This is a genomic window from Roseovarius sp. 10, assembly GCF_033100315.1.
Lineage (GTDB): Bacteria > Pseudomonadota > Alphaproteobacteria > Rhodobacterales > Rhodobacteraceae > M30B80.
On the sequence record NZ_JAWLVH010000001.1, the window covers coordinates 593913 to 619447 of the forward strand.

Here is a 25535-nt window from a genome sequence, read left to right on the forward strand (position 1 = left end):
TTTTGCGTTCTGCGGTTTCATCAATTTTAAAAATCTTCCCAAACAACACCGCCCGTGCTGGCCTCACGTTGCAGATACGGGCGTTGCGGTGTGGGGATGATCTCGGGCTTTTCTGGCGCCTGCTTCGTCCCATGATCCTGCATCTGAGGGGGGGCAGGGTCGGCCATAACATCTGATCCATTGAGCAATGCCGCGCGGGCAGCCTCACCCCAATCTTGCGATTTTTGATCTTTTGCCGAGCCTAATTTTTCTGCGCGCGCGCCATAAGGCAGGGCGTGATGCCCGTCTTTTGCCGCCATATCCGTGCGGGGCTTGGCCTTTGCTTGACCCTTCACCGCGGCATCCCCCTGCCCAGTTAAATGAAAACCATTAAGCGCCGTGATCAAATCCTCCGCGCGGGCCAGCAAAGTTGCCGCTGCGGCATTTGCCTCCTCCGCGACAGCGGCGTTTTGTTGTGTGACTTGATCAAGGGTATTCACACCTGTCGTCACCTCCTCTAGGCCTATGGCCTGTTCATGCGCCGCAGATGCAATCTCACTGGCGAGGCTTGAGGCCTCCTGTGCAGTTTGTAGGATTTCATCCAATGTGCCGCCCGAGCGTTTTACGAGATCAGACCCGTTCGCGACTTGCGCGGTGCTTTCGGAAATCAGATTGCGAATTTCGCGGGCAGATTCGGAGGCGCGTTGCGCCAAAAGCCGCACTTCGGAGGCCACAACCGTGAACCCGCGCCCTGCCTCGCCCGCGCGGGCGGCTTCAACGCCTGCGTTCAACGCAAGAAGGTTGGTTTGAAAAGCAATATCCTCGATCACGGCGATGATCCGCGTAATTTGACCAGAGCTTTCTTCGATGCGCGCCATGGCATCCATCGCCTCGCGCATGACCGAGGCGCCGTGCTCGGCGCGTTCACGATTGGCGCGGCTGGCCTCCTTGGCGCGCTCTGCGCGCTCGGAGGTGCTGCGCACACTTTCGGTCAACTGGTTTAATGCTGCAGATGATTGTTCCAAAGTGGCCGCTTGCGTTTCAGAGCGGCCCGACAAATCCTCGCTCGCCTTGGTGATTTCCTCTGACCCGCCACGCACGGCCGTTGCCACCGCACGGATGCTTTGCACTGCCTCAGACAAACGATCTACCACACCGTTAAAGCTGACGCGCAAAGGCTCGTAATCAGGGGGGAAAGGTTTTTCTGCACTGCTGTGAATACGATGGGTCAAATTACCATCGGCAAGATGCTTTAACCCTTCGCTTAAAACCGCCATAACCTCGCCTTGTTCAATGCGGTCTTGATCTATTTTTGCTTGCAGTTGGTTTTGCTGCTCCTCAAGAAGGCGCGTATCACGCAACTTGTTGCGGAACTTGACCAAGGCCCGCGCGATATCGCCAATCGGATCTTGCCGATCCTGCATCGCAATTTTTAACGACAAGTCGCCTTCGGATATTGTGGTGATGTCTTGGGCTAGCTGCTCAAGCGGACGCAGAAGTTGACCGATGGCGACATAAATCGCACAGGCGAATATTGCAAAAATCCCAAGTGCAGCCGCGATGACATAGGAAATTTTTGCCTGAATATTCGCCTGAAAAGGGGCCCAGCTTTGCCCAACGAATAAAATGCCTGCAACCTGGTCCGAACTGTCAATAATTGGATAATAATGGGTGAAATAAGGCAGCCCCAAAATATCGGCCCGGCCATGAAAGGCTTGCCGCGCGATAATCTCTTGATGAACGGCACCCGTATTTCCCAAAACTGTTCCAATTGCACGGGTGCCATCGGCGCGGGTAATATTGGTCGCACGACGCACGAATTCGCCCTGCCCTTCATCCCATACAAATAGCGTGACATACCCGCGGGTCAGAACCCCAATTTGATCGATCACACTGAATGAGAATGTATCGGGCACCTGCCCCCAATTCACCTGTGTAATCGTATCGGACGCATCTTTTTCAACCTCGAAATCGACCGCGTAAATGGCCATGAACTCAGCGGCGACACGGCCTGATTTCGACAGCGTCTCCTCGATATTTTCGACCATATTTTGGCGCATGCTTTCGATGAGCATCGCAGAAATGGCAACAGTGCTTGCTGTCAACAATGCCAGGATCATGGCGAGCATTTTAAACCGCAAAGGGCGTTGCCCCCAGACCCGATGGAAAATTTCAGAACGAACCATGGAACATCAACTCCTTCCGCGGTGTATCAAATTGGCCATGTGAAGGCCTTAATGCGCTTGCGTGATCTAGCTGCGGTCACGCCACTCACTTTCAGCTGTGCTACGTCCCTAAGTGATAAAATTCCGTATACACCGCTTAGAAAAGTTCAGCCTCACCTGCCCGTGGCTCAGGCAGGGCGGCATGAACCACTGGATCGGGCACATCATCGCCCAAGAATTTGATCTGGGCCCGACCCGTATTTGGGAAAAAGCGCAAACGTCTGGCCCGTGTTCCGCCTAAGGATTCAGCCAAACAGGGGATTTCCTCGTTTCGAAGAAATTCAAATGCAGCTAGCCCGTTATTGCGGCCGATATCGGGCAGTGTTTTGATCATTTTTGCACCGCCAAACAGCTTGGCGCGAATATCAGATTTCAACGCCCCTTTTTTCAGCAGGGCATTGAGCAATTGCTCCATCGCGGCGGCCGCAAAGCGGATGTCAGAATGATCGCCCCGCGCATTTGGCAGTAAAAAATGATTGATCCCGCCAATCCCACGCAGCGGATCAAAGAGACAGGCCGCAACACAAGATCCAAGCACAGTGGACATCACCACATCTGCGTCTTTTGAAACGGCAAATTCGCCTTGAACCACATGGATGACGCGCGCGGGCAAGGCGGCATGTCCATCACGCGCAGAGATATTCATGCCTTGACCCTTTCGCCCTGAAGGGTCGCAGCCGTTAGGTCACGAATTTTTGCCGCGATGTCGGATAGCGGCACTTGATGTTGCACGGCGCCGCGTTCAGCCGCCACCCGTGGCATACCATATACGCGGCTTGATTGGGCATCTTGCCCGATTGTGTTGCCGCCTGCACGGCGAATTTCCATCAAACCCGCGGCCCCATCATGGCCCATCCCTGTTAATATCACCCCCGTCACACGCGCCCCATACTCCGCTGCGGAGGTGAAAAGAACATCGACCGATGGCCTGTGGCCATGGACGGGCAGATCCCCTTGCAAACTGATGTAAGGCACGCCGCGCCCGACAAGGCGGGCGTGGTGCTCATTGCCACAAACCACATAGACCGTGCCCGCACGAAGCAACGCCCCCTCTTCCGCGGCACGCACAGACGCGCGGGCGATCCGATCCAATCGCGACACAAGACTATAGGAAAAAGCCCCGCGAATATGCTGCACAATCACAGTTGGGGGGCAGGTTGTGGGATAATCGGACATAATATGATCAAGCGCCTCAACCCCACCCGTTGACGCACCAATCACCACGATTGCCTGCGGGTCAGGGCGAAAGGTTCCCACATCCTGAGGGCTTGGGCGCGCGGCAAACCGTTGCGCGATGCTCAGCGCATCGGCCTGTGAATTCAGGGGCAAACAAAGCGCGGGCAAATCGCCAAAATCGGATTGGGAGCCATAGATCAAACATTGTGCCCCGATCATTCGGATCATGGCAAAAAACATCTCAAACTCAGGCAAGGCCGCCAATTCCGATGACAGAAGAATAACATCAGGCATGTGATCTTCGGCCAGAACATGGCCATCGCTGAGATCCGCCCCCTGCCCCAACAGACGCGCAGAGGGCACTGTGCCAAGCGCCTCAACCAAGATGTGTCGCCGCGGCGCGCGACTGTCTATAACCAGCAATTTGATATGCGACATCGGCCGAACCCCAACGCCCCTATGGGCCAAAAACCTATGAACGCGACCATAGGCAGCAGCCCTTAACGCAAGATTTAAATTGGCCTTCTCCTCCCCCAGTTCAATTAGCGAAATGATGAAAAATTAGCTCAGTTTGCACGGGCTTTTTCCGCAGCTTGGCAACGCTTCGTTAAATATCCTGCCCTACTCCTGTGCCGTGACGCGGATGCAAGACAGGGATTTAAGAATGGATTTAGAAATACTTGATGAACAGGGCCGGCGGGTGATCGCGCTGCCCGCGCGGGTCGACACACGCGCGGCGACCCAGCTGCGCGATGCATTGCTGCAAAGCCAAACAAACCCCGTCATCATCGAGGCGCATGGCCTGCAATTCTTGGGGGCCGCCGCGCTTGAGGTCGTGCTAATCGCAGGCGAGGCTTGGCGCAAGCAGACCCTGCCCTTTCTTTGGCGCGGCACGGAATGGCCTACACATTTAGCCCTGCTTGGAACCACCCCATCGGCAATTTTCACAGGAGAGGCCGCATGAGCCTGCGTATTCTGGCGATAGACGATTCGCGCACAATGCGCCATTTGATCGGCGCGGCGCTTGAGCCGCATGGCTATGACATGCATTTCGCAGAAGATGGCGTAGCCGGGATGGAGATCCTACCCCAAGCCGACCCGCATTTGGTGATTACAGATATTAATATGCCACGGATGGATGGTTTCGGCGTGATTGAGGCTGTGCGTGCGACTGCGGATTACGCCTGTATCCCGATCCTTGTTCTGACCACGGAAAGCGGGGCCGAACTTAAGGCGCGCGCGCGCGCCTCGGGGGCCACGGGATGGATCGTCAAACCTTTCGATGAAGAAAAGCTGCGCGCCATTATCGGTCGCACGATCGGCGCATAAGGCGCGGCGCGAAGGAGGGTGAAGATGGCCAGTCTTGCCGATTTAAAAGAGCTGTATTTTCAAGAATGTGACGAATTACTCGAAGCCATGGCCGAAGGCCTGCGCGAGATGGAGGCACATTCGGATGGCGGCGAGGCCATTCATTCCGTCTTTCGGGCCGTGCATTCGATTAAAGGGGGCGCTGGTGCATTTGATCTCTCCCAATTGGTGGAATTCGCACACAGGTTTGAGACGCTCTTGGATCATATCCGCGCGGGCCGTTTGGCCCCTGATCCCGATTTGATGGGTCTTTTGCATCGGGCGGGCGACCACCTCAGCGACCATGTGAATGCTGCGAAAGGCGCTATTGATCCAATCCTGGAAAGTGATCCGAAAATTCTTGCCGCCATGGATGCGGCCCTGCCCGCCGATGCAGAGATGGCAGCAGAGGTCATCCCTGACTTTACCCCCCTCACCTTGTCCCTCGATGCCCTCACAGGGCTTGCGCTGCCCGACACAAAAAATCCGCGAGACGCCATAAGTGACAAAAACCCCGCCCTTATTCAGCGGATCATTCGGTTTGCACCGCATGCTAGCCTCTATCGCGCGGGCCATGACCCTGCACTCTTCATGCGCGCCTTGGCCGATTTGGGCCAAATCGATGTCACCCTAACCCATGCTGAGCTACCAAATCTCACGGATGCTGATATCGGATCTGCGGGTCTGTCATGGGACATCACCCTCACCAGCGATGCCAGTGATCAAGAAATCAGCGGGATCTTCGAATTTGTCGAAGATTTGGCCGATATCGCCATCCGCAGAGTTGATGATCAATCCATGGCGACCTCTGAAACAATTCAAGCGCCCCCTGAGCCGACAGACGCATTTCCCCCCAAAAAACTTGCAGAGGGCCAAGATGCGCCCCCCGCCCTCAGTCAGAAACAGCCGCCCCAACCCGCGCAAGGGATGGGCACCGCCAACCAATCGAAAACGGTGGCGACCATTCGTGTCAATCTCGACCGCGTTGATCGGTTGATCAACCTCATTGGGGAATTGGTGATCAAGGAAGCGATGCTTGAACAAACCATTGATATGGCGGGGCTGCCGCAAAATTCGGACATTCACAAAGGGCTTGATGGGGTTAGACAATTAGCGTCTGAAATCCAAGAAAGTGTCATGGCGATCCGTGCGCAGCCCCTGAAATCGGTGTTCGAGCGGATGCATCGCGTGATCCGCGAGGCCAGTGATGCCACGCAAAAACCTGTGCGCCTCGTGACCGAGGGGGAAGAGACAGAGGTTGATAAAACCATCATCGAAAAATTGGTTGATCCGCTCACCCATATGTTACGCAATTCGATTGACCACGGCCTAGAACCAAGCGCGCAGCGCCGCGCTGCGGGCAAGGATGAGGAAGGCGAAATTCGCCTCACCGCCGCACATCGATCAGGTCGGATCGTGATTGAGGTCAGCGATGATGGTGCGGGCATAAACCGCGAAAAAGTCCGCAAAATTGCTGAGAGCAAAAACCTGATCTCACCTGACGCGCAGCTCAGTCAGACCGAGATCGACAACCTTCTGTTCTTACCTGGGTTTTCCTCAAAAGACGAGATTTCCGCTCTCTCTGGTCGTGGGGTTGGCCTAGATGTCGTGCGCCGTGAAATCACCTCGCTTGGCGGGCGGGTCATCATACAATCCACTAATGGGATCGGGACGTCATTTACCATATCTCTCCCGCTCACATTAGCGGTGTTGCAGGGCATGTTGGTCGAGGTCGAAGGCCAGACCGTGGTCATTCCAATCAATGCAATTGTTGAGACGATCCAACCCCATACGGTCAAAATTCACAGCACGGGCACCCATACCCGCGTGGTGCAAAATCGCGGTGACTTGGTGCCCTTGGTCGATGCGGGGCACTCCTTAAACCTGCGCGCGCCGCTGCAAAATATAACGGATCGAATTTTGATCATTGTTGAAACGGATAAGTTCAATCGCGCAGCACTTTTGGTCGACCGCATCCACGATACACGCCAAGTGGTGATCAAAAGTCTCGAAGAAAACTACGGTGAAATTCCTGGCATTTCCGCAGCTACAATCCTTGGAAATGGTAGGATTGCGCTGATCCTTGACCCTGACGAAATTGTCCATGCCGCAGGTGCAGGACCACTTCCCATTGCTTTGGAGGCTTGAACATGCTCGACAATACCCTGCGCACTGCGTCTGACACGCGCCAAGACATGGTCGCCTTTCGGGTCGCTGATCAGGATTTCTGCATTGATATCGGGATGGTGCGCGAAATTCGCAGCTGGTCAGAAACCACATTCTTGCCCCATGCGCAGCCCTATGTGAAAGGGGTGATCAATTTGCGCGGTGCTGTGGTTGCGGTGATTGATCTGGCCGCTCGATTAGGACTGGGGACCACCCAAGAAGACCCGCGCAACGTCATCATTATCGCCCAGGTGGAAAATCAAACCGTGGGTCTTTTGGCGGATCATGTTGCCGATATTCTGCCCGTTCCTCCCGAGGCGATCAAACCCATGCCCGATGTCGCCGCTGAAGAGGCAAAAGCCTTTATAACAGGCTTGGTCACACTTGATGATAACCGATTGCTGCGCAAGCTTGATCTGACGCGCATCCTGCCAGATGCGAAATCCATCGCCAGATGACCCAACCCGATTGTGACCCCACCTTGTCAAGCGTGGCCTTTGAAGGGCTGCGCGACATGCTCTATCGCGAAAGCGGTATTGTCATTTCATCCTCAAAATCGAGCTTGATGGTCTCGCGCCTCAATCGCCGTTTGCGCCATCTGGGCCTGACGGATTTTGATCGCTATTTGCTGGCGTTAGAGCAAGATGAAACGGGCCAAGAGCGCCGCGAATTTGTCGCGGCCATGACCACGAATGTCACCTCGTTTTTTCGCGAAGGGCATCATTTCAAACAGCTTGCCCGCGATATTCTGCCACCTCTGATTGCGCGGGCGAAATCACAAGATGCGCGCCTGCGGATTTGGTCAGCGGGGTGTTCCACTGGCGAAGAGGCCTATTCCATCGCCATCACTCTGCTTGATCTTTTGCCTGATGCGGCCCGATATGACATCAAAATCCTCGCAACGGATATTGACACCTATGCCATCGACAAGGCGCGTGCAGGCCGATATCGCGCGGGGCTGACAAAGGGCCTCAGCGCAGACCAAATATCTCGGTATTTCCAAGAAGAACATCATCAAGGCGAGCCGTGGTTGAATATCCGCGCGGAGCCGCGTCATCTGATTGCCTTTGAACCACTGAACTTACATGGCCCTTGGCCAATGCGCGGCCCGTTCGATGTTATTTTTTGCCGCAATGTCGTGATCTATTTTGATGAAGCCACCCGCACAGAGCTATGGCAACGCTTTGCGAAAATCGTAGCACCTGGGGGTTGGCTGTTCACAGGCCATTCAGAACGTCTCGATACGCAGGCGTTAGCGCATTTTAACCTAAACGGCACCACCAGCTATCGCCGTAGCGCAGAGGCACAGGGTGACACCACATACAGCGCCCCCATGGCCCTAAAAATGCAACAAGGAGCCTGAATATGAGCCTAAAGAAGCAACTACATGTCATGGTTGTTGACGATATGTCCGTCAGCCGTGGCTTAATTGATCAGGCGCTTGATTGGATTGGCATTGAAAATGTCGTCTATGAACCTGATGGTCGCAGCGCGCTGCGCCGTTTGCAGGCACAGCCCGTGCATCTTGTGATTTCGGACTACAATATGCCTGAAATGGATGGTTTGACGCTGCTCCAGAATTTGCGCGCCAACCCTGCCACGCAGCGCATTGGTTTTATATTAATCTCAGGCCGCATCGATCAGGCTTTGATCGACCGAGGTCGGGCTTTGGGAATGAATAATTACCTGAAAAAACCCTTTACGCGCGATGCTTTTGCACACTCGATTGAATCTGTTTTTGGCCCCCTGTGAGGCGTTGATCCGCTCGCAGTTTGAAACTTGCCACAATAAGACGGGATCACAATGCCTGACAGCCAGCCGCAGACTGTGCCAGACTGTGCCGAAACAGATCTTGACCTTTGGCACATTGAATTGAACGAATATCAGTTATTGGATGACGGGCCGCATGACATCTCGGACAGCGAAGGCCACGGCGCCCGCCCTTTTGAGATTTGTATGCAACGGCTTTACGCCGAAATTTCTCTATGCGCCGAGATAGCAAGAGATCTCGATCAGGCCATTGGCAGCAGCCCCGAAATGACCAAGCATTTTAGCACAACCCATCTTGCAGCTTTGCAGAAGCTAGATCTGTTGTGCCAACTTTTAGAAGGGGCGCAAATATACAGCCAGGGTCTTTGCGACATTTCCTCTGATCGTGCTGGAGATTTACGGCAGCCGATTGAGGACGGCCAAACCGTTGCAAGGCTTCTCTTGGGCGCACAGCGCAGCCGCATCGCGCAGAATGGGTGAAAAGCGATCCGAGAACGCGATGCAGTAGGACCTTGCCCTGTTTGATCCACATGGGTGAACCGCAATCGCGGGATGTCTATTTTGACACCCCTGCGCCTGAGATCCCCCCGCGGGGCCAAAATTTGCGGGCGAAACCCCAGAAAAAATCTCGCTCGCATGGTCAAGTTCATTTTGGCAAAGGCCGCAGGAGGAAGGTCGCGCGCCCCTTGCGCAACGCCGTGTGTATAGGCGCAACCCAGTATCGAGTATCGGTGCGTGTTGACCTTTTGGCCCCCCAATCATGAACCGATGACGAGAAGAACCGCGGTTTTCTGCGCATCTCGCGGGGAAGCTTGACTTCGGAAGAAAGGTTGAACCTTCGCACGGAATGGGCGCCTATCCTTGCCAACAGGGTCGGCCACAGGCCCTTGGGCATTCGGCAACACCCTCCGCAGGGCGCAACCAAGGCACCAGCGATCGCTATGGAGGGCCCCATGATTTGACCAATTGAACGGCGGAATATTTTGGAGGCCGCGGCCTTGCGCTAAACCAGATATGCCAAACGCACTGCACCCCAATGCCTGCCAAAGATATCAATCGGGGCAGAGACATCTTTCATCATCGCAAATTCCCCATTGCCCATATCACGGCGATAGGCCTGCAAGAGGAAGGGTTGTTGATTTTGCCCCGCATTCAACCCCACGCGATCATTAAAGATCCGCCGATTACGCCCGTGGCGCGCATTCCAATCGGCCTCATTTGGGCGATGCGGATGACTGAATTTCACATTATGGGTTGGGATATACCCATTCCTGTCAATGGCCGCACAAAACACGACCTTGTCTGAAAATTTCAATACGGGCTCTTGCAGTGGCGGCAAAACCTCATCGGTAAAGGCGGTAAAGCGCGTTATATGTTGTTGCGGATCTGTGCCTTCGATCGGCACATAGACCTCGTCAAAGAGGTCGTTTAGCAAAATCTGCCCCGCCTCAACTGCGTCTCTAAACCGCTCGGCCACTTGTCGGGACACCTGCTGCACCGCGCGGATGTAAGCTGTGTCAACTGTGTCAACCCCAAGCCGCGCGGTCAGTGAGATCATCTGCTCTGACGTATCGGTCAGGGCGGTCAATTTATCCGAGGCAGAGGCAAGAGAAACGGACGCCGTTTCAACCGCCTTGGTCATCTGGTCAATTTCGGTCTCTGCATGGTTCAAATCATCCCCGATGGCACGCGCCGCGCCCACAATATCGGTTTGCACCTGATGCACGACTGTCAAAACCTTGGGCAAAACCTCGACATCGGCGCCGACCATATCGGTGCTGTTGCGGATTTGGTCGGCCAATTTCGTAGCCGCCCCCGCCTGCGCGATTGCGGCATTCATCTGCGCGCCAAGCGCATCCATGGTTTTGCTAATTTCCGCAGTGGCATTACCTGCTTGATTTGACAGCTCCTTCACCTCGCCTGCCACCACCTTAAACCCGCGCCCATGTTCCCCAGCACGGGCGGCCTCAATCGCCGCATTCAAAGACAAAAGGTTCGTCTGACGCGCCAATTCAGACACATGGGCCGAAATTTTTGTCACCTCAACCATACTATGAGACACGCGCGACAATTGGGCCGAAATATCATTCACATGGGCGGTCAGCGCAGACACATCTTGCATCACCTGTTTTAACCTGTGCGATGTTTCGTCCACCCGCGCACGCGCATTGGCCGCCGTATCCAACGCCTCGCCCGCGGCATGAACAACCTGCCGCCCGCGTTCAGCCATGGAATGGACGCCCGTGCGCAATTGTTGAAAGCCTTTGGTCTTGCTTTTATACAGCGCCGTTACATCCTGCACATCGCCAGACACCTCGGCCAATGTGACCGATAAGACCCCAACCCGATCCGCCACATCTTGAATCACGCCGCCCAAATTCGCAGCTTGGCGCGTCTGTTGTTCAACGGGCGAGCCGAATACCGCATCATCACCATTAATAAGGGCTTTCGCATTCAGCGGACGATTCATCGCGCACTCCAAAAACAGCGTGTGTAAGGGGCGTGCAACACAGCCAACCCACGCGCTGTCTGTGGAGCAGAAAGCATAAAATTCGGTAAATCTGCGCGAAGAATATCTAGCGTGTCAGCCCCGTCAGGAACCGCCGAAACAGGGGTTGGCTTGCCGCGCCAAGGGCACGGGCATCTGCGCCAACTGTGCCCTCTTGCACTACGGGTCGCTCTAGGCCTGTGAAATCAAGCCCTGCCAATTCTGCCTCAACCCGCGCCACCAAGGCCGCACGGATGAGACTTGGCATCCAGCCATCAATACGGATCACGGGAAAATCAATCACCGAAATCGCGGCATGGGTCGCATGGGCAATCGCCCGCCCCGCCTGTGCGATCCAGCCATTGCGAATATCATCGGGAATGTCCCACTGCGCATGCGTGCGCCACAGCGTCATCGGGTCGATCCCCCGCGCCTCAAGCGCGCGTTCAAGCAAAACAAGCGAGGCTTGGTCAATCAACTGACGCAATTCGCCTTCGGCATCGGGCACTGGCATCGAGCCAATCGCCCCCGCATTTCCCGTCACCCCTGCATAAAGCCCGCCCTCCATGACCACGCCGCCGCCAATGAAATAGGCGATGTAGAAGGACAGCATCGAAGCGGGCTGACTGCCCGTGCCAAAGGCCAGTTCCGCCGCGCAGGCCGCGGTGGCGTCATTTTGTAGAAAGATTGGAAACGGCAATTCCGCCTGCAATTCGGCCTGAATATCGTGATGGCGCCACGGCTCCATCTGGGCGGGGCTTACGCCGATAATGGGGCCCCAGTCCCACATCTGAAAGGGCATCGCGATCCCCAACCCCTCGATGCGCGATTGCGCTTCTTTGGGAAGCGTCTCCTGCAAGTCAGACGCGGCCCTAAGGGCAAAGCGCAGAACATCCGCATAATCGGGATAAACCTGCAGATTTATTCGCCGCTCTAGAATATTGCCCAAGAAATCGGTCAGCACCATTTCCGAGGAACGCCGCCCAATTTTCAGACCCAAGAAAAAGGCACCATTGGGGTTTAGCGTCATCGGAACGGAGGGCTGCCCCACGCGACCGCGCTGCGGCTCGCCACGCAAAAGAAGCCCGTCTTCCTCAAGCGCGCGCATGATCACCGAAACAGTCTGCGCCGACAGGTCACTCAGCCGCGCGATCTCTGCCTTGGCCAATGCCCCGTGACGGCGGATCAATGTGAGAACCACGCGCTCATTTTGCGCACGCATACCCGTTTGGTTGGTGCCGCGAAACTCGGCCCCGCCCTGTGCTATTGTTTTGTCACTGCCATCTGCCATGACATCCTCCCTGCCAAAAGATGCGCGCGCTGTCACCTCCTGTCAATTAATAAATAAGAGTGATTTATTTATTGACAGGGCTAAATGCATCGCGCATCACATTGGGCATAGGCAGATTCTGCCTCCATTGGATCATTGGGGAGGAAAAAATGACCAAAGGTTTGAAAACAGTGCTGTTGGGGGGTGTTGCAGCCCTCGGTTTTGCAAATGTTGCATCAGCACAGGACATCACCGCATGTCTCATCACAAAAACCGACACAAACCCCTTCTTTGTTAAAATGAAGGAAGGCGCGACCGCTGCCGCCGAAGCGGCAGGGATTAACCTGCAAACTTACGCAGGCGCGATTGATGGCGATGTTGAAAGCCAAGTTGCCGCTGTTGAAACCTGCATCGCGGCAGGCGCACAAGGGATTTTGATCACACCATCTGACAGCCGTGCCTTGGCCCCTGTGATTACACAGGCCCGCGAAGCTGGTGCTTTGGTGATCGCGCTTGATACACCGTTTGAGCCTGCAGATACGGCTGATGCAACCTTTGCCACCGACAACTTCCGCGCAGGCGAATTGATCGGCCAATGGGCCGCTGCTGCGATGGGGGACACCTCGACCGCACGGATCGCTATGCTTGACCTCAACGCGTCCGAGATTTCGGTGGACTATCTGCGCAACCAAGGCTTCCTCACGGGTTTTGGTGTCGATGTAAAAGACCCAACCGATATCGGTGATGAAGATGACCCGCGCATTGTTGGCAATGATGTCACCAACGGCTCGTCCGAAGGTGGCCGCACCGCGATGGAAAGCTTGCTGCAAATCGACAGCGGCGTGAACGTGGTTTACACGATCAACGAACCTGCCGCTGCAGGGGCCTATGAGGCGCTGCGCGCCTTTGGTTTGGAAAGCCAAGCCCTAATCGTTTCGGTCGATGGCGGCTGCCCTGGCGTGCGTGATGTTGCTGCGGGCGTGATCGGCGCGACCTCCATGCAGTTCCCGCTGAAGATGGCCTCATTGGGCATTGACGCGATTGCACAATTCGCAGCCGATGGCACGATGCCACAAAACACAGATGGCCTCGATTTCTTCAACACAGGCGTTCTCTTGGTCACTGACCAGCCTGTAGACGGCATCGAGTCGATCTCTTCCGAAGAAGCGTTGGAGCAGTGCTGGGGCTAAGCTCCTGACCTGATCTATCCCAAAGGGGGTGGCTTGCCGCCCCCCAATCCCAGAGGGCGCGGCGCATCCTACGCACCGCGCCCATCTGACCCGCCCTTCCCCCTTTGGGGACACAGGGGCAAAACTTTGATCCATCGGTTTTGGTTTGACCGCGCGCAGGTTTTTTGACGAAACTTTCGCGGCGCGACCGCCCCAATTGGAAGAGAGCCATGCAAGACCAAGAACGCACCGCACCTGCCCCGAAGGGCCAAGATTACGAGGCTGATCTCGCCAAAAGCGATGATCGCGTGGCGCAGTTTGAGCATCAAAAACGGGGCTTTGCGGCCAAGCTGCAGCATATTTTGCACGGCAACCCCACATTTGTGCCTGTGATCGTGTTGGTTAGCGCCGTTTTGGTGTTTGGCCTAATTGCAGGCGAGCGGTTCTTCACCCCGTTTAACCTGACTTTGATCATGCAGCAGGTTTCCATCATCGGGATCCTTGCCGCAGCGCAAAGCCTTGTGATTTTAACCGCAGGGATTGACCTGTCGGTTGCGGCAATCATGGTCTTGATCAGCGTAATTTCTGGAAAATTGGCGGTGGAATTTGGCGTTCCCGCCCCAATTGCCATCCTCATCGGCTTTGTCGCAGGCACATTTGCAGGCTATCTCAATGGTCTGTTGGTCACAAAGATTAAACTGCCACCCTTCATCACAACGCTTGGCACATGGAATATCTTTTTCGCGTTGAACCTGTGGCTGTCTGGCGCGCAATCTATCCGTGGCGAAGATATCGACAACGCCGCCCCCCTCCTCAAATTCTTTGGTGAGAATATCGAACTGGGCTCAGCGCGGCTGACATATGGCACGGTTCTGATGGTGTTGGTCTTTGCGGGTCTTTGGTATTTGCTGAACAAAACCGCTTGGGGCCGCCATGTCTATATGATCGGTGACGACAAGGACGCGGCCGAATTGGCAGGTATTCGCACCGACCGCACCCTGCGTCAGGTTTACATGCTTGCGGGGTTCATTTGCGCGCTTGCGGCCTGGGCCTCAATCGGGCGGGTTGGGTCCATCTCACCCCAAAGTTTTTATGAGGGCAATTTGCAATCAATCACGGCTGTTGTGATCGGCGGCATCAGCCTCTTTGGGGGGCGTGGTTCTATCATGGGCGCGCTCTTTGGCGCCCTCATCGTGGGCGTATTCCAGTCAGGTCTGCGCCTCGCGGGGGTGGATGTGCTTTGGCAAATTTTCGCAATCGGTTGGCTGATTATCATCGCCGTTGCCGTTGACCAATGGATCAGGAGGGTCTCCGCATGACACAACCCATTCTCAAAGCGCGCGGTTTGGTCAAACGCTATGGCCGTGTCACCGCCCTAGATCATGCTGATTTTGATCTGATGCCCGGTGAAATTCTGGCCGTGATCGGTGACAATGGTGCTGGCAAATCGTCACTGATCAAGGCGATATCAGGGGCGGTCACCCCCGATGAGGGCGAAATCACTCTTGAAGATCGCAAAATCAATTTCACCTCGCCGCTAGAGGCGCGCGAAGCGGGCATTGAATGCGTCTATCAAACCCTCGCGCTGTCGCCCGCACTGTCGATCACGGACAATATGTTCGTGGGCCGCGAATTGCGTAAAAAGGGTATTTTGGGCTCGGTTTTTGGGATGCTTGACCATCGCGCGATGGAGGAATTCGCGCGGCAAAAACTCAGCGAATTGGGTCTGATGACCATCCAAAACATCAATCAGGCGGTTGAAACCCTGTCAGGGGGGCAGCGCCAAGGGGTGGCTGTGGCGCGTGCTGCGGCCTTTGGGTCAAAGGTCATTATCTTGGATGAGCCGACCGCAGCCCTCGGGGTGAAAGAAAGCCGCAAGGTTCTGGATCTTATCCAAGATGTGCGTGCGCGTGGCACGCCTGTGGTTTTGATCAGCCATAACATGCCCCATGTGTTCGAGGTGGCCGACCGCATCCATATCCACCGCTTGGGCAAACGGCTCTGCGTGGTGAACCCGCGTGAAGTCTCTATGTCCGATGCCGTGGCCCTGATGACAGGAGCAATGCAGCCCGATCATGTCGCAGCCGCCTGAAGAGATTGCCCGTCAAATGCGCGATCACATCTTGGGCCTGCCCAAGAAACCGCGCCAGATCATTGCGGTTGCGGGGCCGCCCGCCTCGGGCAAAAGCACCGCTGCGCGCGCGCTTGCCCATGCCCTTGGGCGGGCAGGTAAATCCGCCGCCGTGATCCCAATGGATGGGTTCCACCTTGATAACGCGGTGCTTGCGGCGCGCGGGATTTTGTCGCGCAAAGGCGCGCCGCATAGCTTTGATTTACAGGGCTTTACGCAGCTTTTGGCTCGTATTTCCGAAAATTCCGAGGCTGAGATCGCTTATCCCTTATTTGATCGGGCGCGTGATATCTCGATCGCGGGGGCAGCCACCCTGCCCCGCTCCGTGGAATTTGTCATTGTCGAAGGTAATTATCTGCTTTTGGATCAAGACGGATGGCGTGATTTGCGCAAGTTTTGGGACAGCGCAATTATGTTGATGCCTCCGCGCGCGGAAATTGAGGCGCGGCTGTTGCAGAGATGGATTGATCACGGTCACACCCCCGAAGCGGCCCGCGCAAGGCGCGATGCGAATGACCTGCCAAATGCCGAATTGGTCTTGGCCAATGCCCTGCCGGCAGATTGGGTCATGGCGGAGGCCGCCTAGGCGCAAATGGCGCAAACGCGCCTTTTCGTGACGCGCCCCTTCCTTGACAAGCAGAGCCCGTCACGGCCAGCCTAGGCTGGCACAGTCGCGAACCGCTAAGAGGCATCCTATGGCAGACCCGATCTTGCAGCCGTTTCAGCTGAAACATCTGACCTTGCGCAATCGGGTCATGATCACCAGCCACGAGCCCGCCTATAGCGAGGATGGCCTACCCACCGATGCCTATCGCGCCTATCATGTGGAGCGCGCCCGTGCTGGCATTGCTCTGACCATGACGGCGGGCTCTGCCGTGGTCAGCCGCGACAGCCCACCCGCCTTTGGCAATCTCTTGGCCTATCGGGACGAGATTACCCCGCATATGGCCCGTCTTGCCCGCGAAGTGCATGACGAGGGCGCGGCTGTGATGATCCAACTCACCCATCTGGGGCGGCGCACGCGGTGGGACACAGGCGATTGGCTGCCTGTCCTCTCGCCAAGTGCGCTGCGCGAACCCGCACATCGCGCCTATCCCAAAGTGCTTGAGGATTGGGACATCGCGCGGATCATCAGTGATTACGCCGATGCGGCTGAACGGATGAAGGATGCAGGGCTAGACGGGATCGAATTGGAATCCTACGGCCATTTGATGGATGCGTTTTGGTCGCCCCGCCTCAATCACCTAGACGGGCGATACGGGGCTGAAACGCTTGAGACGCGCATGGCCTTTTCGATGGATGTCCTGCGCGCCATTCGTGCCCGCGTTGGGGATGATTTCATCGTTGGCGTCCGTTTTGTGGCCGATGAAGATATCAAGGGCGGTATTTCTGCCACCGAAGGCCAAGAGATTGCCCGCCGTCTGCGCGACAGCGGGTTGGTCGATTTCCTAAACGTCATTCGGGGCAATATCGACACCGATGCAAGCCTGACCCGCGTGATCCCGTTGCAGGGCATGGCCTCGGCCCCGCATCTGGATTTTGCGGGCGAGTTACGCGCGCAAACGGGCATACCGATCTTTCACGCCGCGCGTATTCCCGATTTATCGACCGCGCGTCATGCCATTGCTGCGGGCAAGTTGGATATGGTGGGGATGACGCGGGCACATATTGCCGACCCGCATATCATGGCAAAACTTCTCGAGGGGCGCGAGGAGGATATTCGCCCCTGCGTGGGGGCAAATTACTGTATCGACCGCATCTATCAGGGCGAAAAAGCGCTGTGTTTGCATAACCCCTCAACGGGGCGGGAATTAAGCCAACCGCATAAGATTGCCCCAACGGACACCCCGACCCGCGTCACCATTATCGGCGCGGGCCCTGCGGGCCTTGAGGCCGCGCGGGTTGCGGCCACGCGCGGGCATCAGGTGCATCTCCTTGAGGCCGCCCCGCAGGCAGGCGGGCAAATTCGCCTCACTGCGCAATCGCCCCGCCGCCGCGAGATGCTGGCGATCACCGAATGGCGGGTTGCACAATGCGAAAAGCTGGGCGTGCGCGTGCAATATAACACCTATGCCGAGGCAGAAGATGTTTTGGCGACTGCGCCCGATGTGGTGATTGTGGCCACAGGCGGCATGGCCCGCGAAGGGGGGTTAGAGACGGGCAGCGACCTCATTTGCAGCGCATGGGATATTTTGTCGGGCGATGTCAAACCCGAAGGCGATATGCTGATCTTTGATGAGGCAGGCGATCACGCGGGGTTGCAGGCCGCGGAATTTGCAGCCCCCCATGCCCGCAGCATTGAGATCGTCACCCGCGACCGCGCCATCGCGCCCGAGGTGATGGGCATGAACCTCACCCCCTATATTCGTGCGCTGCAACACTCAGGCGCGCAGATGACCATCACGTGGTATCTCAGCCATGTAACGCGCACAGGCAATCGCCTGACCGCGCATTTAGTCAGTGACTATAGCGACAAAATCGAAACCCGCGAGGTGGATCAGGTCGTGGTCAATCAAGGCACAACGCCGCTTGATGATCTTTATTTTGCGCTCAAACCACAGTCGCGCAATTTGGGCGAGATGGATTACCATGCCTTTCTTGCAGGGCAGTCCCAAAAGATTATCAAAAATCCAGACGGGCAGTTTGACCTCTACCGCATTGGTGATGCAGTCTCACCGCGCAACACCCATGCCGCAATTTATGATGGGTTGCGCCTTGCGCGCAGCCTCTAAGAAAAGAGCCCAAAAATGACCCGCTACCCGCCCCTAGACAACGCCCATTGGCCCGCCGAAATCGCGGATATGCAAGCAGGGTTTGCGGGGCGGCTGAATGTCTATCGGGTGATGGCGCATCACCCTGCATTACTACGGGCTTGGGCAGATTTGCGGGATCATGTGGTGGTCAAAACCGCGCTTGGCCCCGAATTGAGCGAGGTGGTGATCCTGCGTGCCGCGCATTGGATGGGCTCGGATTATGAATGGGCGCATCATGTCAGCCGTGCGCGCGCCCTCGGGTTTGAAGATCACCGCATCGCGCGTCTCGCAGGCCCAATTGACGAGATCACAGGTCAGGATCAAACCATCGCCCGCGCAGTCGATGCCCTGATGAGCGCGCGCGCGATCCCCCCCCAGATGCAGGGGCCGCTTGAGGCGGAAATTGGCAAAGAGGGCATTTTTGATTTGATTGCCACAGTGGGCTTTTACAGCACGCTTGGTTTTATCCTCAATTCCTTCCCCCCACCGCTGGATGAGGCGGTCGCGCGCGAGCTGCGCGAAACCCCGTTTGAGGGCGCTTAGGCGCAGTTGACCTTGCCCCCTGCTGCCTTAGCTAGATGCGCAACGCACATCCAAGCGAGGCAAAAACATGCAGGCTACACGGGCAGAGGCAGAGGCGCGTCTCATCGAATTCACCCCCAAAATGGGCAAGGCCTATGCCAATGGCCGCAATTACGATCTGGGACATGGCGCACATAAATCTGTGTCGCGCCTGTCGCCTTATATCCGCCGCCGCCTGATCCGCGAGGCAGAGGTCGTCAAAACCGCGCTTGGCACACATGGCGCGGTTGCCGCTGAAAAATTCATTCAAGAGGTGATTTGGCGCAGCTATTTCAAAGGCTGGCTTGAGATGCGCCCTGCCATATGGCGCAGTTACGTATCAGGTCTTGAGGCCGATATGGGCGCGCTCGACCAAGATCGCCCTTTGTCCCGCGCCTATACCCGCGCCATCGAAGGGCGCACGGGGATAGACTGCTTTGACCATTGGGCGCGCGAATTGGTTGAAACGGGCTATCTGCACAATCACGCGCGGATGTGGTTTGCCTCGATCTGGATATTCACGCTGCGATTGCCATGGCGGCTTGGCGCGGATTTCTTTTATCGTCATCTCTTGGATGGGGATGCAGCGTCTAATACCTTGGGCTGGCGATGGGTTGCGGGCCTACATACACGGGGCAAATTCTACGCGGCCGAGGCGTGGAATATCGCAAAATTCACGCAAAACCGATTTACCCCGCGCGATGTAGATTTGGCCGTGGTGACAGAAGGGCTTGAAGCAACCGAACCTGATGGCCTGCCCCCGACCCTACCGCTGCGCCGCCCCGTTGCGCCACAGACGGGGAAGAAAACCCTTTTGCTGATCACTGATGAAGACTGCGGGATCACAGGCGCCGATATTGCGGGCTTTGATGTTGTTGCCGTGGTGGGGTTGACCCAATCGCATTTGCGCCATGCAAGCCCAAGTGTCGCCGCCTTCGAGGCCGAGGCCATTCGCGATTGCGCAAATCGGCTTGACCTGACCGCTGAAATGGTCGAGGCGCGCGATCCAAAACTCTTGGCGCAAATGGCCACCCGGCTTGGGGCCGTGCAAATCGCCACCCCCTATATCCCGCAAGGGCCGTTATTCGATTGGATGACCGAGGCGCGCAGGCCCCTTGAGGCCGCAAATATCGCCTTCGCCGAATGGTGCGACCCTTGGGATCAAAGGATATGGCCCCATGCCACGGCGGGTTTCTTCAAAGTAAAACAGAAAATCCCCCAGCTGATTGCCGCATTGGATTGAGAGATAAATTCTTAACTGGCATCGCCCGTAGCGCTGAGGCAACATGCGCGAAATTGTAAGCTGGCGGGAGGGTAAAATGACAGCGCAAGGGCAGGATAATAATCAAATTTGGGTCAGTGCCGAGGCAATAACAAATTTCAGCCACGCCATATTGCGCGCTGCGGGCGCAGATGAGGCCACAGCCACAACCACTACAGATGCCATGATGCATGCCAGCCTGCATGGCGTAGACAGCCACGGCTTCCGCCTTTTGCCGCATTATCAGGCGGTGATGCGCGGCGGGCGTGTTAACCCGCGCCCCAATCTCAAATTCACCAAAACCCGTGCAGGCACGGGCATGTTGGACGCGGATGATGCGCATGGTGCGCGCGCACTTTATGCTGCAGCAGATCATGCCGCCGATTTGGCCCGTGAGGCGGGCATTGGTGCGGTTGGGGTGATGAACAGCTCGCATTACGGCGCTGCGGGGGCCTATACCATGGCCTTGGCCAAGCGCGGGATGGGTGGGATGGTCTTTGGCAATTCAGACAGTCTTGTGCGCCTGCATGACGGGGCCGAACGGTTTCATGGCACCAATCCGATCTCCATCGCCTTTCCCACCGCAGGAAACCCTTGGCTTTTGGATATGGCGACCAGTTCTGTGCCCTATAACCGCGTGCAACTTTATGCCTCCCTTGGCGTGACCTTGCCCGAAGATGTCGCATCTGACGCCGCAGGTGTGAACACAACCGACCCTAATAAAGCTGAAATGTTGGCCCCGCTCGGGGGCGAATTCGGGTTTAAGGGGGCCGCATTGGGGGGCGTTGCAGAAATCTTTTCGGCGGTTTTCACGGGCATGAAAATCTCGCCCGATCTCGATGCGATGGTGGGCGGTGACATGACCCGTCCGCGGGGCGTGGGGGGATTTGTGATTGCGATTGACCCAGAGGCCTTTTTAACAGGCCCGATGTTCATTGCGGGCATGGAGCATTACCTGACCAAGCTGCGCACCAGCACGCCACGCACAGGCGCGCGCGTCATGGCGCCTGGGGATCGCGAATGGGATGTGGCAGCCTTACGCGCTCAAAAGGGTATCCCTCTTGACCCTGTTACCCAAGCAAGCTTTGCCGAACTGACCAAGACAACAGGATTGTCGCTGTGACGGGGCGCTTTGATATCGCGGTGGTTGGTCGTGGCCTGATGGGCACAGCCGCTGCGCGGTATCTGGCGCAAATGGGTCATCGCGTGGCCCTAATCGGCCCCTCCGAGCCGCAGAACCGTGCAACCCATGATGGCCCCTTTGGCAGCCACCATGACGCAGGCAGGATCACGCGCGGCCTTGCTGAAAAGGCGGACTGGTCCCGCCTCGCCTTACGTTCAATGGCGCGATACCGTGAACTTGAGGCGGTATTAGGGCAAAGGTTCTACACCCCATGCGGGGTGATGATGGCAGGGCCAATCGCAGGGCCCGCTGCGGATTTTACTCGCGCCTTTCTGCAGGCGGCTGAGGCCTTGGCCATTCCCCATGAGCGGCTTGATGATGCAGGGCTTGCCGCGCGCTTTCCCTTTATGCGGTTTCCCGCAGGAACAGCCGCCGCATGGGAGGCCGCAGGCGGTTGGATCAACCCCCGCTTATTGCGCGCCGCAGAGGAACGCGCGATGGAACAGGCAGGGGGCGTGGTGATTGACGCCGCCGCCGTGGCGCAGGATCAGAGCACAGTCACCCTTACAACCGGCGAAACAGTGGATGCGGGGCATGTCGTCATCGCCACGGGGGGCTATGCGCGCACCGACAGGCTTTTGCCCGCCCGCCCCGATATGAACGTGATGGCACGCACCGTGCTTTTGGCCGAAATCGCGCCGGATGACGTGGCGCGCTTGGCCGAGATGCCCACGCTGATTTCCATGCCCGAAGATGGGCGCATGGATGAAGACCTGTATCTGCTGCCACCGATCCAATATCCCGATGGGAAATATTATCTGAAAATCGGGGGCGAACCTGCCTCGCCAAGCCTGACCAATCAGGCCGAGATGACCGCATGGTTCCGCTCTCAGGGCAGCGCAGAGGCCGCCGCGCGTTTGCAAGGCTATTTGACGGCAATTTTGCCCGATCTGCCAGTGCAATCCTATCACACCGATACATGCGTCATCAGTTTCACCGCCACAGGATACCCCTATATCGAGCGGCTTGATGATCACCTGACCATTCTGACAGGCGGCAATGGGGCCGCCGCGAAAAGCTGTGATGAAATCGGTCGCCTGGGGGCTTTGGCGGCCACAGGCCAACCCCTCGCCCCTGAGGGGTATGATACCGATTTCAAAACCAAATTTATCTGATTGTAACGAAAGAAAGGTTGCCGCGTCATGAGCCTATCCATCACCCTAAACTGGCAGCGCCAAGAGGCCACGCTGACCCCGCAGAAATACAGCAACGCCCATGAGATCACCTATACTGATGACACCAAGGTCATGGGGGATGCCGCGCCCGATTGGGGCGGGAATGCCGCCTATACCAATCCAGAACAGGCCTTGGCCGCTGCGATGTCGAGTTGCCATATGATGACCTTTCTGGCCCTTGCCGCGAAGGCAGGTTGGCCTGTGGCAAGCTATAGCGACCATGCCGTGGCCCATTTGGGCAAAAGCCCCAAAGGCCGCATGGCCGTGACCCGTATTGATCTGCACCCCAAAGTGACCTTTGATACCGGCTTTTCGGTGGATCAGGAAACGCTTCACGAGATGCAGCACCGCGCCCATCGTTATTGCTTTGTTGCAAATTCCATCGCCGACTATGTTGAGGTGACGATCAGCTAAGCCCCTAATCTGGGAGAGGATGCCATGACCATAGCTAGCCAAACCAATATCCTAGACAGCGCGCTTGATGCGCGGGGGATTTTACGTCTGACCCTGAATGACGAAAAACGCCGCAATGCGCTGTCCGAGGCGATGCTGAACCACCTTCTTGAGGCGATCCATGCGGCAGGCGATGATCCTGAGGTGCGGGTGGTCATTCTTGCCTCTCGTGGCCCCGCTTTTTGTGCGGGTCATGATCTGAAGGAATTGACTGCCGCCCGCGCTGAGGGCGATGGGGGGCGCGCCTATTTCACCAAGATCATGGCGCTTTGCGCATCCGTAATGCAAGCGATTGTGGCCTGCCCCAAGCCCGTGATTGCCGAGGTGCGGGGCGTGGCCACGGCAGCGGGGTGCCAATTGGTTGCGACCTGTGATTTGGCGGTGGCCGAAGACGGCGCGCGCTTTGGCACACCAGGGGTGCATATTGGGCTATTTTGCTCGACCCCCATGGTCGCTTTGTCGCGCAATGTCAGCCATAAACACGCGATGGAGATGCTGTTGACGGGCGATATGATCGCGGCCCCGCGTGCGGTTGAGATGGGATTGGTGAATAAGGCTGTCCCTGAGGCAGAACTCAGCGCCACAACCGAAGAGATGGCCGCCAAAATCGCCGCAAAATCCACAATGACCCTCGCCACTGGAAAATCGGCCTTCTATCGCCAAGCCGAAATGGGGCTGGCCGAGGCCTATAATTATGCCGCGCAGGTTATGGTGGATAATATGCTGACCCATGATGCCGAAGAAGGGATCGGGGCCTTTATCGAAAAACGTCATCCACAATGGCAGGACAAATGAGCCAGATTTATCACGATGACCCAAGCCTTGCGCGGCGCGCGGCCAATCATCAACCCCTCAGCCCGCTGAGTTTTCTTGAGCGCGCTGCAGGCACTTACCCAGATCATGTGGCTATCATTCATGGCCCCTTGCGCCGCAGTTACCGCGATTTCTATGCGCGCGCGCGGCAATTGGCGTCTCGCCTGACACAAGACGGGGTGCGCAGGGGCGATAATGTCTCTGTGATCCTTGCCAATACACCCGCCATGTTGGAATGCCATTACGGCGTGCCAATGTGCGGCGCTGTTCTGCATTCTATTAACACGCGGCTAGATGCGGCCATCATCGCCTTTCAGATTGACCATGCCGAAAGCAAAATCCTGATCGTAGATGCGGAATTCATGCCACTGGCCCAAGAGGCGCTGCAACTGGCGAAATCCAAGCCGCAGTTGGTGCAATATGATGACCCCGAATATGACGGCCCGCGCAGCGATGTAACAGCCGAAGATTACGAGGCCTATCTGGCCAAAGGCGATCCTGACTATCAATGGGCCCTGCCCGATGATGAATGGGATGCGATTGCGCTTAATTACACCTCCGGCACCACGGGCGATCCCAAAGGTGTGGTTTATCACCATCGTGGGGCTTATTTGCTGGCACAGGGCAATGCGCTGATCACTTCGATGCAGAAACACGCGGTCTATCTGTGGACCTTGCCGATGTTTCACTGCAACGGCTGGTGCTTCCCTTGGACAATTTCCGCCATCATTGGCACCCATGTCTGCCTGCGCCAAGTGCGCAGCGCGCCGATTTGGCGCGCCTTGACCGAGGATGGCGTAACCCATCTATGCGGCGCGCCAATTGTGATGTCGGTGATCTTGGATGCGCCCGAGCGAGAGAAACTGCCATCACAGGTGAATTTCTTTACTGCCGCAGCCCCGCCACCAGAGCGGGTCTTGGCCGATATGCAACAGGCGGGGTTTGATGTGACCCATCTTTATGGCCTAACCGAAACCTATGGCCCCGCCGTGGTCAATGAATGGCATCAGGAATGGTCAGATTTGCCCCCGCCCGAACAAGCGCGGCTTAAATCGCGTCAGGGCGTGAAATACACGCCGCTAGAACAGTTGGATGTGCTTGATCCCGATACATTGCAGCCCGTCCCGCGCGATGGGGAAACTTTGGGCGAGGTCATGTTCCGCGGCAATGTCGTGATGAAAGGATATTTCCGCAACCCAAGCGCCACCGAAAAAACCTTTGCGGGCGGTTGGTTCCATTCGGGCGATTTGGCGGTGATCCACCCAGATGGGTATATTCAGCTGAAAGACCGCTCAAAGGATATCATCATCTCGGGCGGCGAGAATATTTCCTCCATCGAGGTGGAGGAGGTGCTTTACGGACACCCAGCCGTGGCTGTCGTGGCCGTGGTGGCCAAGCCAGACGAGAAATGGGGCGAGACGCCTTGTGCCTTTATCGAATTGAAATCAGGGGAACGCGCAAGCGCCGATGATCTGCGCGAATGGTGCCGCGACCGCCTTGCCCATTATAAATGCCCGCGTGATTTTATTTTCACAGAGATCCCGCGCACAAGCACGGGTAAAATCCAGAAATTCCAACTGCGCGACATGGCAAAGGCAGGGGCAAGCTAACAGGC

The 25535-nt window shown here is 56.7% G+C and carries 24 protein-coding genes; 19 read left to right on the plus strand and 5 right to left on the minus strand.

The window, feature by feature from the left end; genetic code table 11:
• Nucleotides 1-26 precede the first annotated feature (26 nt).
• The 3 genes from RYZ18_RS02975 to RYZ18_RS02985 all read right to left on the minus strand — a co-directional run bounded on the left by RYZ18_RS02975 (nt 27) and on the right by RYZ18_RS02985 (nt 3818).
• The gene (locus tag RYZ18_RS02975; protein WP_317654890.1) at nt 27-2165 is read right to left on the minus strand and encodes a methyl-accepting chemotaxis protein; all 2139 of its coding nucleotides are present in this window, start codon (nt 2163-2165) and stop codon (nt 27-29) included.
• Nucleotides 2166-2301: 136 nt separating this feature from the next.
• Complete coding sequence (locus tag RYZ18_RS02980) at nt 2302-2850, minus strand: chemotaxis protein CheD (RefSeq protein ID WP_317654891.1); 549 nt, start codon at nt 2848-2850, stop codon at nt 2302-2304.
• The gene (locus tag RYZ18_RS02985) at nt 2847-3818 is read right to left on the minus strand and encodes a CheB methylesterase domain-containing protein (RefSeq protein WP_317654892.1); all 972 of its coding nucleotides are present in this window, start codon (nt 3816-3818) and stop codon (nt 2847-2849) included. Before RYZ18_RS02985 ends, RYZ18_RS02980 begins: the two co-directional genes overlap by 4 nt.
• A 226-nt stretch (nt 3819-4044) precedes the next feature.
• Here RYZ18_RS02985 and RYZ18_RS02990 point away from each other — a divergent pair, with 226 nt between their 5' ends.
• Genes RYZ18_RS02990 through RYZ18_RS03020 form a run of 7 tightly spaced genes read left to right on the plus strand, consistent with a single transcriptional unit; the run spans nt 4045 to nt 9143 of the window.
• Nucleotides 4045-4344: a hypothetical protein gene (locus tag RYZ18_RS02990; protein ID WP_317654893.1), complete on the plus strand. Its 300-nt coding sequence runs from the start codon at nt 4045-4047 to the stop codon at nt 4342-4344.
• The gene (locus RYZ18_RS02995) at nt 4341-4709 is read left to right on the plus strand and encodes a response regulator (protein WP_317654894.1); all 369 of its coding nucleotides are present in this window, start codon (nt 4341-4343) and stop codon (nt 4707-4709) included. Before RYZ18_RS02990 ends, RYZ18_RS02995 begins: the two co-directional genes overlap by 4 nt.
• A gap of 24 nt (nt 4710-4733) precedes the next feature.
• Complete coding sequence (locus RYZ18_RS03000; RefSeq protein WP_317654895.1) at nt 4734-6875, plus strand: chemotaxis protein CheA; 2142 nt, start codon at nt 4734-4736, stop codon at nt 6873-6875.
• Nucleotides 6876-6877: 2 nt separating this feature from the next.
• Nucleotides 6878-7351 carry a chemotaxis protein CheW gene (locus RYZ18_RS03005; protein WP_317654896.1) on the plus strand — a complete coding sequence of 158 codons (474 nt, stop codon included), beginning with the start codon at nt 6878-6880 and terminating at the stop codon, nt 7349-7351.
• Complete coding sequence (locus RYZ18_RS03010) at nt 7348-8256, plus strand: protein-glutamate O-methyltransferase CheR (RefSeq protein ID WP_317654897.1); 909 nt, start codon at nt 7348-7350, stop codon at nt 8254-8256. Before RYZ18_RS03005 ends, RYZ18_RS03010 begins: the two co-directional genes overlap by 4 nt.
• Nucleotides 8257-8258: 2 nt before the next feature.
• Nucleotides 8259-8645 (plus strand): response regulator, encoded by a 387-nt coding sequence (locus tag RYZ18_RS03015; protein WP_317654899.1) that lies wholly within the window; start codon nt 8259-8261, stop codon nt 8643-8645.
• A gap of 51 nt (nt 8646-8696) precedes the next feature.
• A complete protein-coding gene (locus tag RYZ18_RS03020; protein ID WP_317654900.1) occupies nt 8697-9143 on the plus strand; it encodes a hypothetical protein in 447 nt (148 codons plus the stop codon).
• 523 nt (nt 9144-9666) lie between these two features.
• On the opposite strand, the gene RYZ18_RS03025 is transcribed toward RYZ18_RS03020, so the two are convergent.
• Nucleotides 9667-11133: a methyl-accepting chemotaxis protein gene (locus tag RYZ18_RS03025; protein ID WP_317654901.1), complete on the minus strand. Its 1467-nt coding sequence runs from the start codon at nt 11131-11133 to the stop codon at nt 9667-9669.
• Between the two features lie 106 nt (nt 11134-11239).
• Nucleotides 11240-12442, minus strand: a complete 1203-nt coding sequence (locus tag RYZ18_RS03030; RefSeq protein ID WP_317654902.1) for an ROK family transcriptional regulator — start codon at nt 12440-12442, stop codon at nt 11240-11242.
• A gap of 149 nt (nt 12443-12591) precedes the next feature.
• On the opposite strand from RYZ18_RS03030, the gene RYZ18_RS03035 reads away from it, so the two are divergent.
• The 12 genes from RYZ18_RS03035 (at nt 12592) to RYZ18_RS03090 (ending at nt 25530) form a co-directional block, all read left to right on the plus strand.
• Nucleotides 12592-13611 carry a substrate-binding domain-containing protein gene (locus RYZ18_RS03035; protein ID WP_317654903.1) on the plus strand — a complete coding sequence of 340 codons (1020 nt, stop codon included), beginning with the start codon at nt 12592-12594 and terminating at the stop codon, nt 13609-13611.
• Nucleotides 13612-13820: 209 nt separating this feature from the next.
• Complete coding sequence (locus RYZ18_RS03040) at nt 13821-14909, plus strand: ABC transporter permease (RefSeq protein ID WP_317654904.1); 1089 nt, start codon at nt 13821-13823, stop codon at nt 14907-14909.
• Nucleotides 14906-15682: an ATP-binding cassette domain-containing protein gene (locus tag RYZ18_RS03045; protein ID WP_317654905.1), complete on the plus strand. Its 777-nt coding sequence runs from the start codon at nt 14906-14908 to the stop codon at nt 15680-15682. Before RYZ18_RS03040 ends, RYZ18_RS03045 begins: the two co-directional genes overlap by 4 nt.
• Nucleotides 15666-16307 (plus strand): nucleoside/nucleotide kinase family protein, encoded by a 642-nt coding sequence (locus RYZ18_RS03050; RefSeq protein WP_317654906.1) that lies wholly within the window; start codon nt 15666-15668, stop codon nt 16305-16307. The genes RYZ18_RS03045 and RYZ18_RS03050 overlap by 17 nt, the downstream gene beginning before the upstream one ends.
• A 109-nt stretch (nt 16308-16416) precedes the next feature.
• Nucleotides 16417-18453, plus strand: a complete 2037-nt coding sequence (locus tag RYZ18_RS03055; protein ID WP_317654907.1) for an NADH:flavin oxidoreductase — start codon at nt 16417-16419, stop codon at nt 18451-18453.
• Between the two features lie 15 nt (nt 18454-18468).
• On the plus strand, nt 18469-19017 hold the full coding sequence (locus tag RYZ18_RS03060) for a carboxymuconolactone decarboxylase family protein (RefSeq protein ID WP_317654908.1): 549 nt from the start codon (nt 18469-18471) through the stop codon (nt 19015-19017).
• A 67-nt stretch (nt 19018-19084) separates the two neighbouring features.
• Nucleotides 19085-20278, plus strand: coding sequence for an FAD-binding domain-containing protein (locus RYZ18_RS03065; RefSeq protein ID WP_317654909.1), 1194 nt, complete (start codon nt 19085-19087; stop codon nt 20276-20278).
• A gap of 76 nt (nt 20279-20354) precedes the next feature.
• A complete protein-coding gene (locus RYZ18_RS03070; protein WP_317654910.1) occupies nt 20355-21419 on the plus strand; it encodes an Ldh family oxidoreductase in 1065 nt (354 codons plus the stop codon).
• Nucleotides 21416-22594: an NAD(P)/FAD-dependent oxidoreductase gene (locus RYZ18_RS03075; RefSeq protein ID WP_317654911.1), complete on the plus strand. Its 1179-nt coding sequence runs from the start codon at nt 21416-21418 to the stop codon at nt 22592-22594. Before RYZ18_RS03070 ends, RYZ18_RS03075 begins: the two co-directional genes overlap by 4 nt.
• 27 nt (nt 22595-22621) lie before the next feature.
• A complete protein-coding gene (locus RYZ18_RS03080; protein ID WP_317654912.1) occupies nt 22622-23068 on the plus strand; it encodes an OsmC family protein in 447 nt (148 codons plus the stop codon).
• Between the two features lie 24 nt (nt 23069-23092).
• Nucleotides 23093-23902, plus strand: coding sequence for an enoyl-CoA hydratase (locus RYZ18_RS03085; protein ID WP_317654913.1), 810 nt, complete (start codon nt 23093-23095; stop codon nt 23900-23902).
• Nucleotides 23899-25530 (plus strand): acyl-CoA synthetase, encoded by a 1632-nt coding sequence (locus RYZ18_RS03090; RefSeq protein WP_317654914.1) that lies wholly within the window; start codon nt 23899-23901, stop codon nt 25528-25530. The genes RYZ18_RS03085 and RYZ18_RS03090 overlap by 4 nt, the downstream gene beginning before the upstream one ends.
• The last annotated feature ends 5 nt before the right edge of the window (nt 25531-25535 follow it).

Excerpts from the sequence above, each read along its gene's own strand:
- RYZ18_RS02975 (WP_317654890.1), bottom strand. The coding sequence starts at position 2,165 with ATGGTTCGTTCTGAAATTTTCCATCGGGTCTGGGGGCAACGCCCTTTG.
- RYZ18_RS02980 (WP_317654891.1), bottom strand. The coding sequence starts at position 2,850 with ATGAATATCTCTGCGCGTGATGGACATGCCGCCTTGCCCGCGCGCGTC.
- RYZ18_RS02985 (WP_317654892.1), bottom strand. The coding sequence starts at position 3,818 with ATGTCGCATATCAAATTGCTGGTTATAGACAGTCGCGCGCCGCGGCGA.
- RYZ18_RS02990 (WP_317654893.1), top strand. The coding sequence starts at position 4,045 with ATGGATTTAGAAATACTTGATGAACAGGGCCGGCGGGTGATCGCGCTG.
- RYZ18_RS02995 (WP_317654894.1), top strand. The coding sequence starts at position 4,341 with ATGAGCCTGCGTATTCTGGCGATAGACGATTCGCGCACAATGCGCCAT.
- RYZ18_RS03000 (WP_317654895.1), top strand. The coding sequence starts at position 4,734 with ATGGCCAGTCTTGCCGATTTAAAAGAGCTGTATTTTCAAGAATGTGAC.
- RYZ18_RS03005 (WP_317654896.1), top strand. The coding sequence starts at position 6,878 with ATGCTCGACAATACCCTGCGCACTGCGTCTGACACGCGCCAAGACATG.
- RYZ18_RS03010 (WP_317654897.1), top strand. The coding sequence starts at position 7,348 with ATGACCCAACCCGATTGTGACCCCACCTTGTCAAGCGTGGCCTTTGAA.
- RYZ18_RS03015 (WP_317654899.1), top strand. The coding sequence starts at position 8,259 with ATGAGCCTAAAGAAGCAACTACATGTCATGGTTGTTGACGATATGTCC.
- RYZ18_RS03020 (WP_317654900.1), top strand. The coding sequence starts at position 8,697 with ATGCCTGACAGCCAGCCGCAGACTGTGCCAGACTGTGCCGAAACAGAT.
- RYZ18_RS03025 (WP_317654901.1), bottom strand. The coding sequence starts at position 11,133 with ATGAATCGTCCGCTGAATGCGAAAGCCCTTATTAATGGTGATGATGCG.
- RYZ18_RS03030 (WP_317654902.1), bottom strand. The coding sequence starts at position 12,442 with ATGGCAGATGGCAGTGACAAAACAATAGCACAGGGCGGGGCCGAGTTT.
- RYZ18_RS03035 (WP_317654903.1), top strand. The coding sequence starts at position 12,592 with ATGACCAAAGGTTTGAAAACAGTGCTGTTGGGGGGTGTTGCAGCCCTC.
- RYZ18_RS03040 (WP_317654904.1), top strand. The coding sequence starts at position 13,821 with ATGCAAGACCAAGAACGCACCGCACCTGCCCCGAAGGGCCAAGATTAC.
- RYZ18_RS03045 (WP_317654905.1), top strand. The coding sequence starts at position 14,906 with ATGACACAACCCATTCTCAAAGCGCGCGGTTTGGTCAAACGCTATGGC.
- RYZ18_RS03050 (WP_317654906.1), top strand. The coding sequence starts at position 15,666 with ATGTCGCAGCCGCCTGAAGAGATTGCCCGTCAAATGCGCGATCACATC.
- RYZ18_RS03055 (WP_317654907.1), top strand. The coding sequence starts at position 16,417 with ATGGCAGACCCGATCTTGCAGCCGTTTCAGCTGAAACATCTGACCTTG.
- RYZ18_RS03060 (WP_317654908.1), top strand. The coding sequence starts at position 18,469 with ATGACCCGCTACCCGCCCCTAGACAACGCCCATTGGCCCGCCGAAATC.
- RYZ18_RS03065 (WP_317654909.1), top strand. The coding sequence starts at position 19,085 with ATGCAGGCTACACGGGCAGAGGCAGAGGCGCGTCTCATCGAATTCACC.
- RYZ18_RS03070 (WP_317654910.1), top strand. The coding sequence starts at position 20,355 with ATGACAGCGCAAGGGCAGGATAATAATCAAATTTGGGTCAGTGCCGAG.
- RYZ18_RS03080 (WP_317654912.1), top strand. The coding sequence starts at position 22,622 with ATGAGCCTATCCATCACCCTAAACTGGCAGCGCCAAGAGGCCACGCTG.
- RYZ18_RS03085 (WP_317654913.1), top strand. The coding sequence starts at position 23,093 with ATGACCATAGCTAGCCAAACCAATATCCTAGACAGCGCGCTTGATGCG.
- RYZ18_RS03090 (WP_317654914.1), top strand. The coding sequence starts at position 23,899 with ATGAGCCAGATTTATCACGATGACCCAAGCCTTGCGCGGCGCGCGGCC.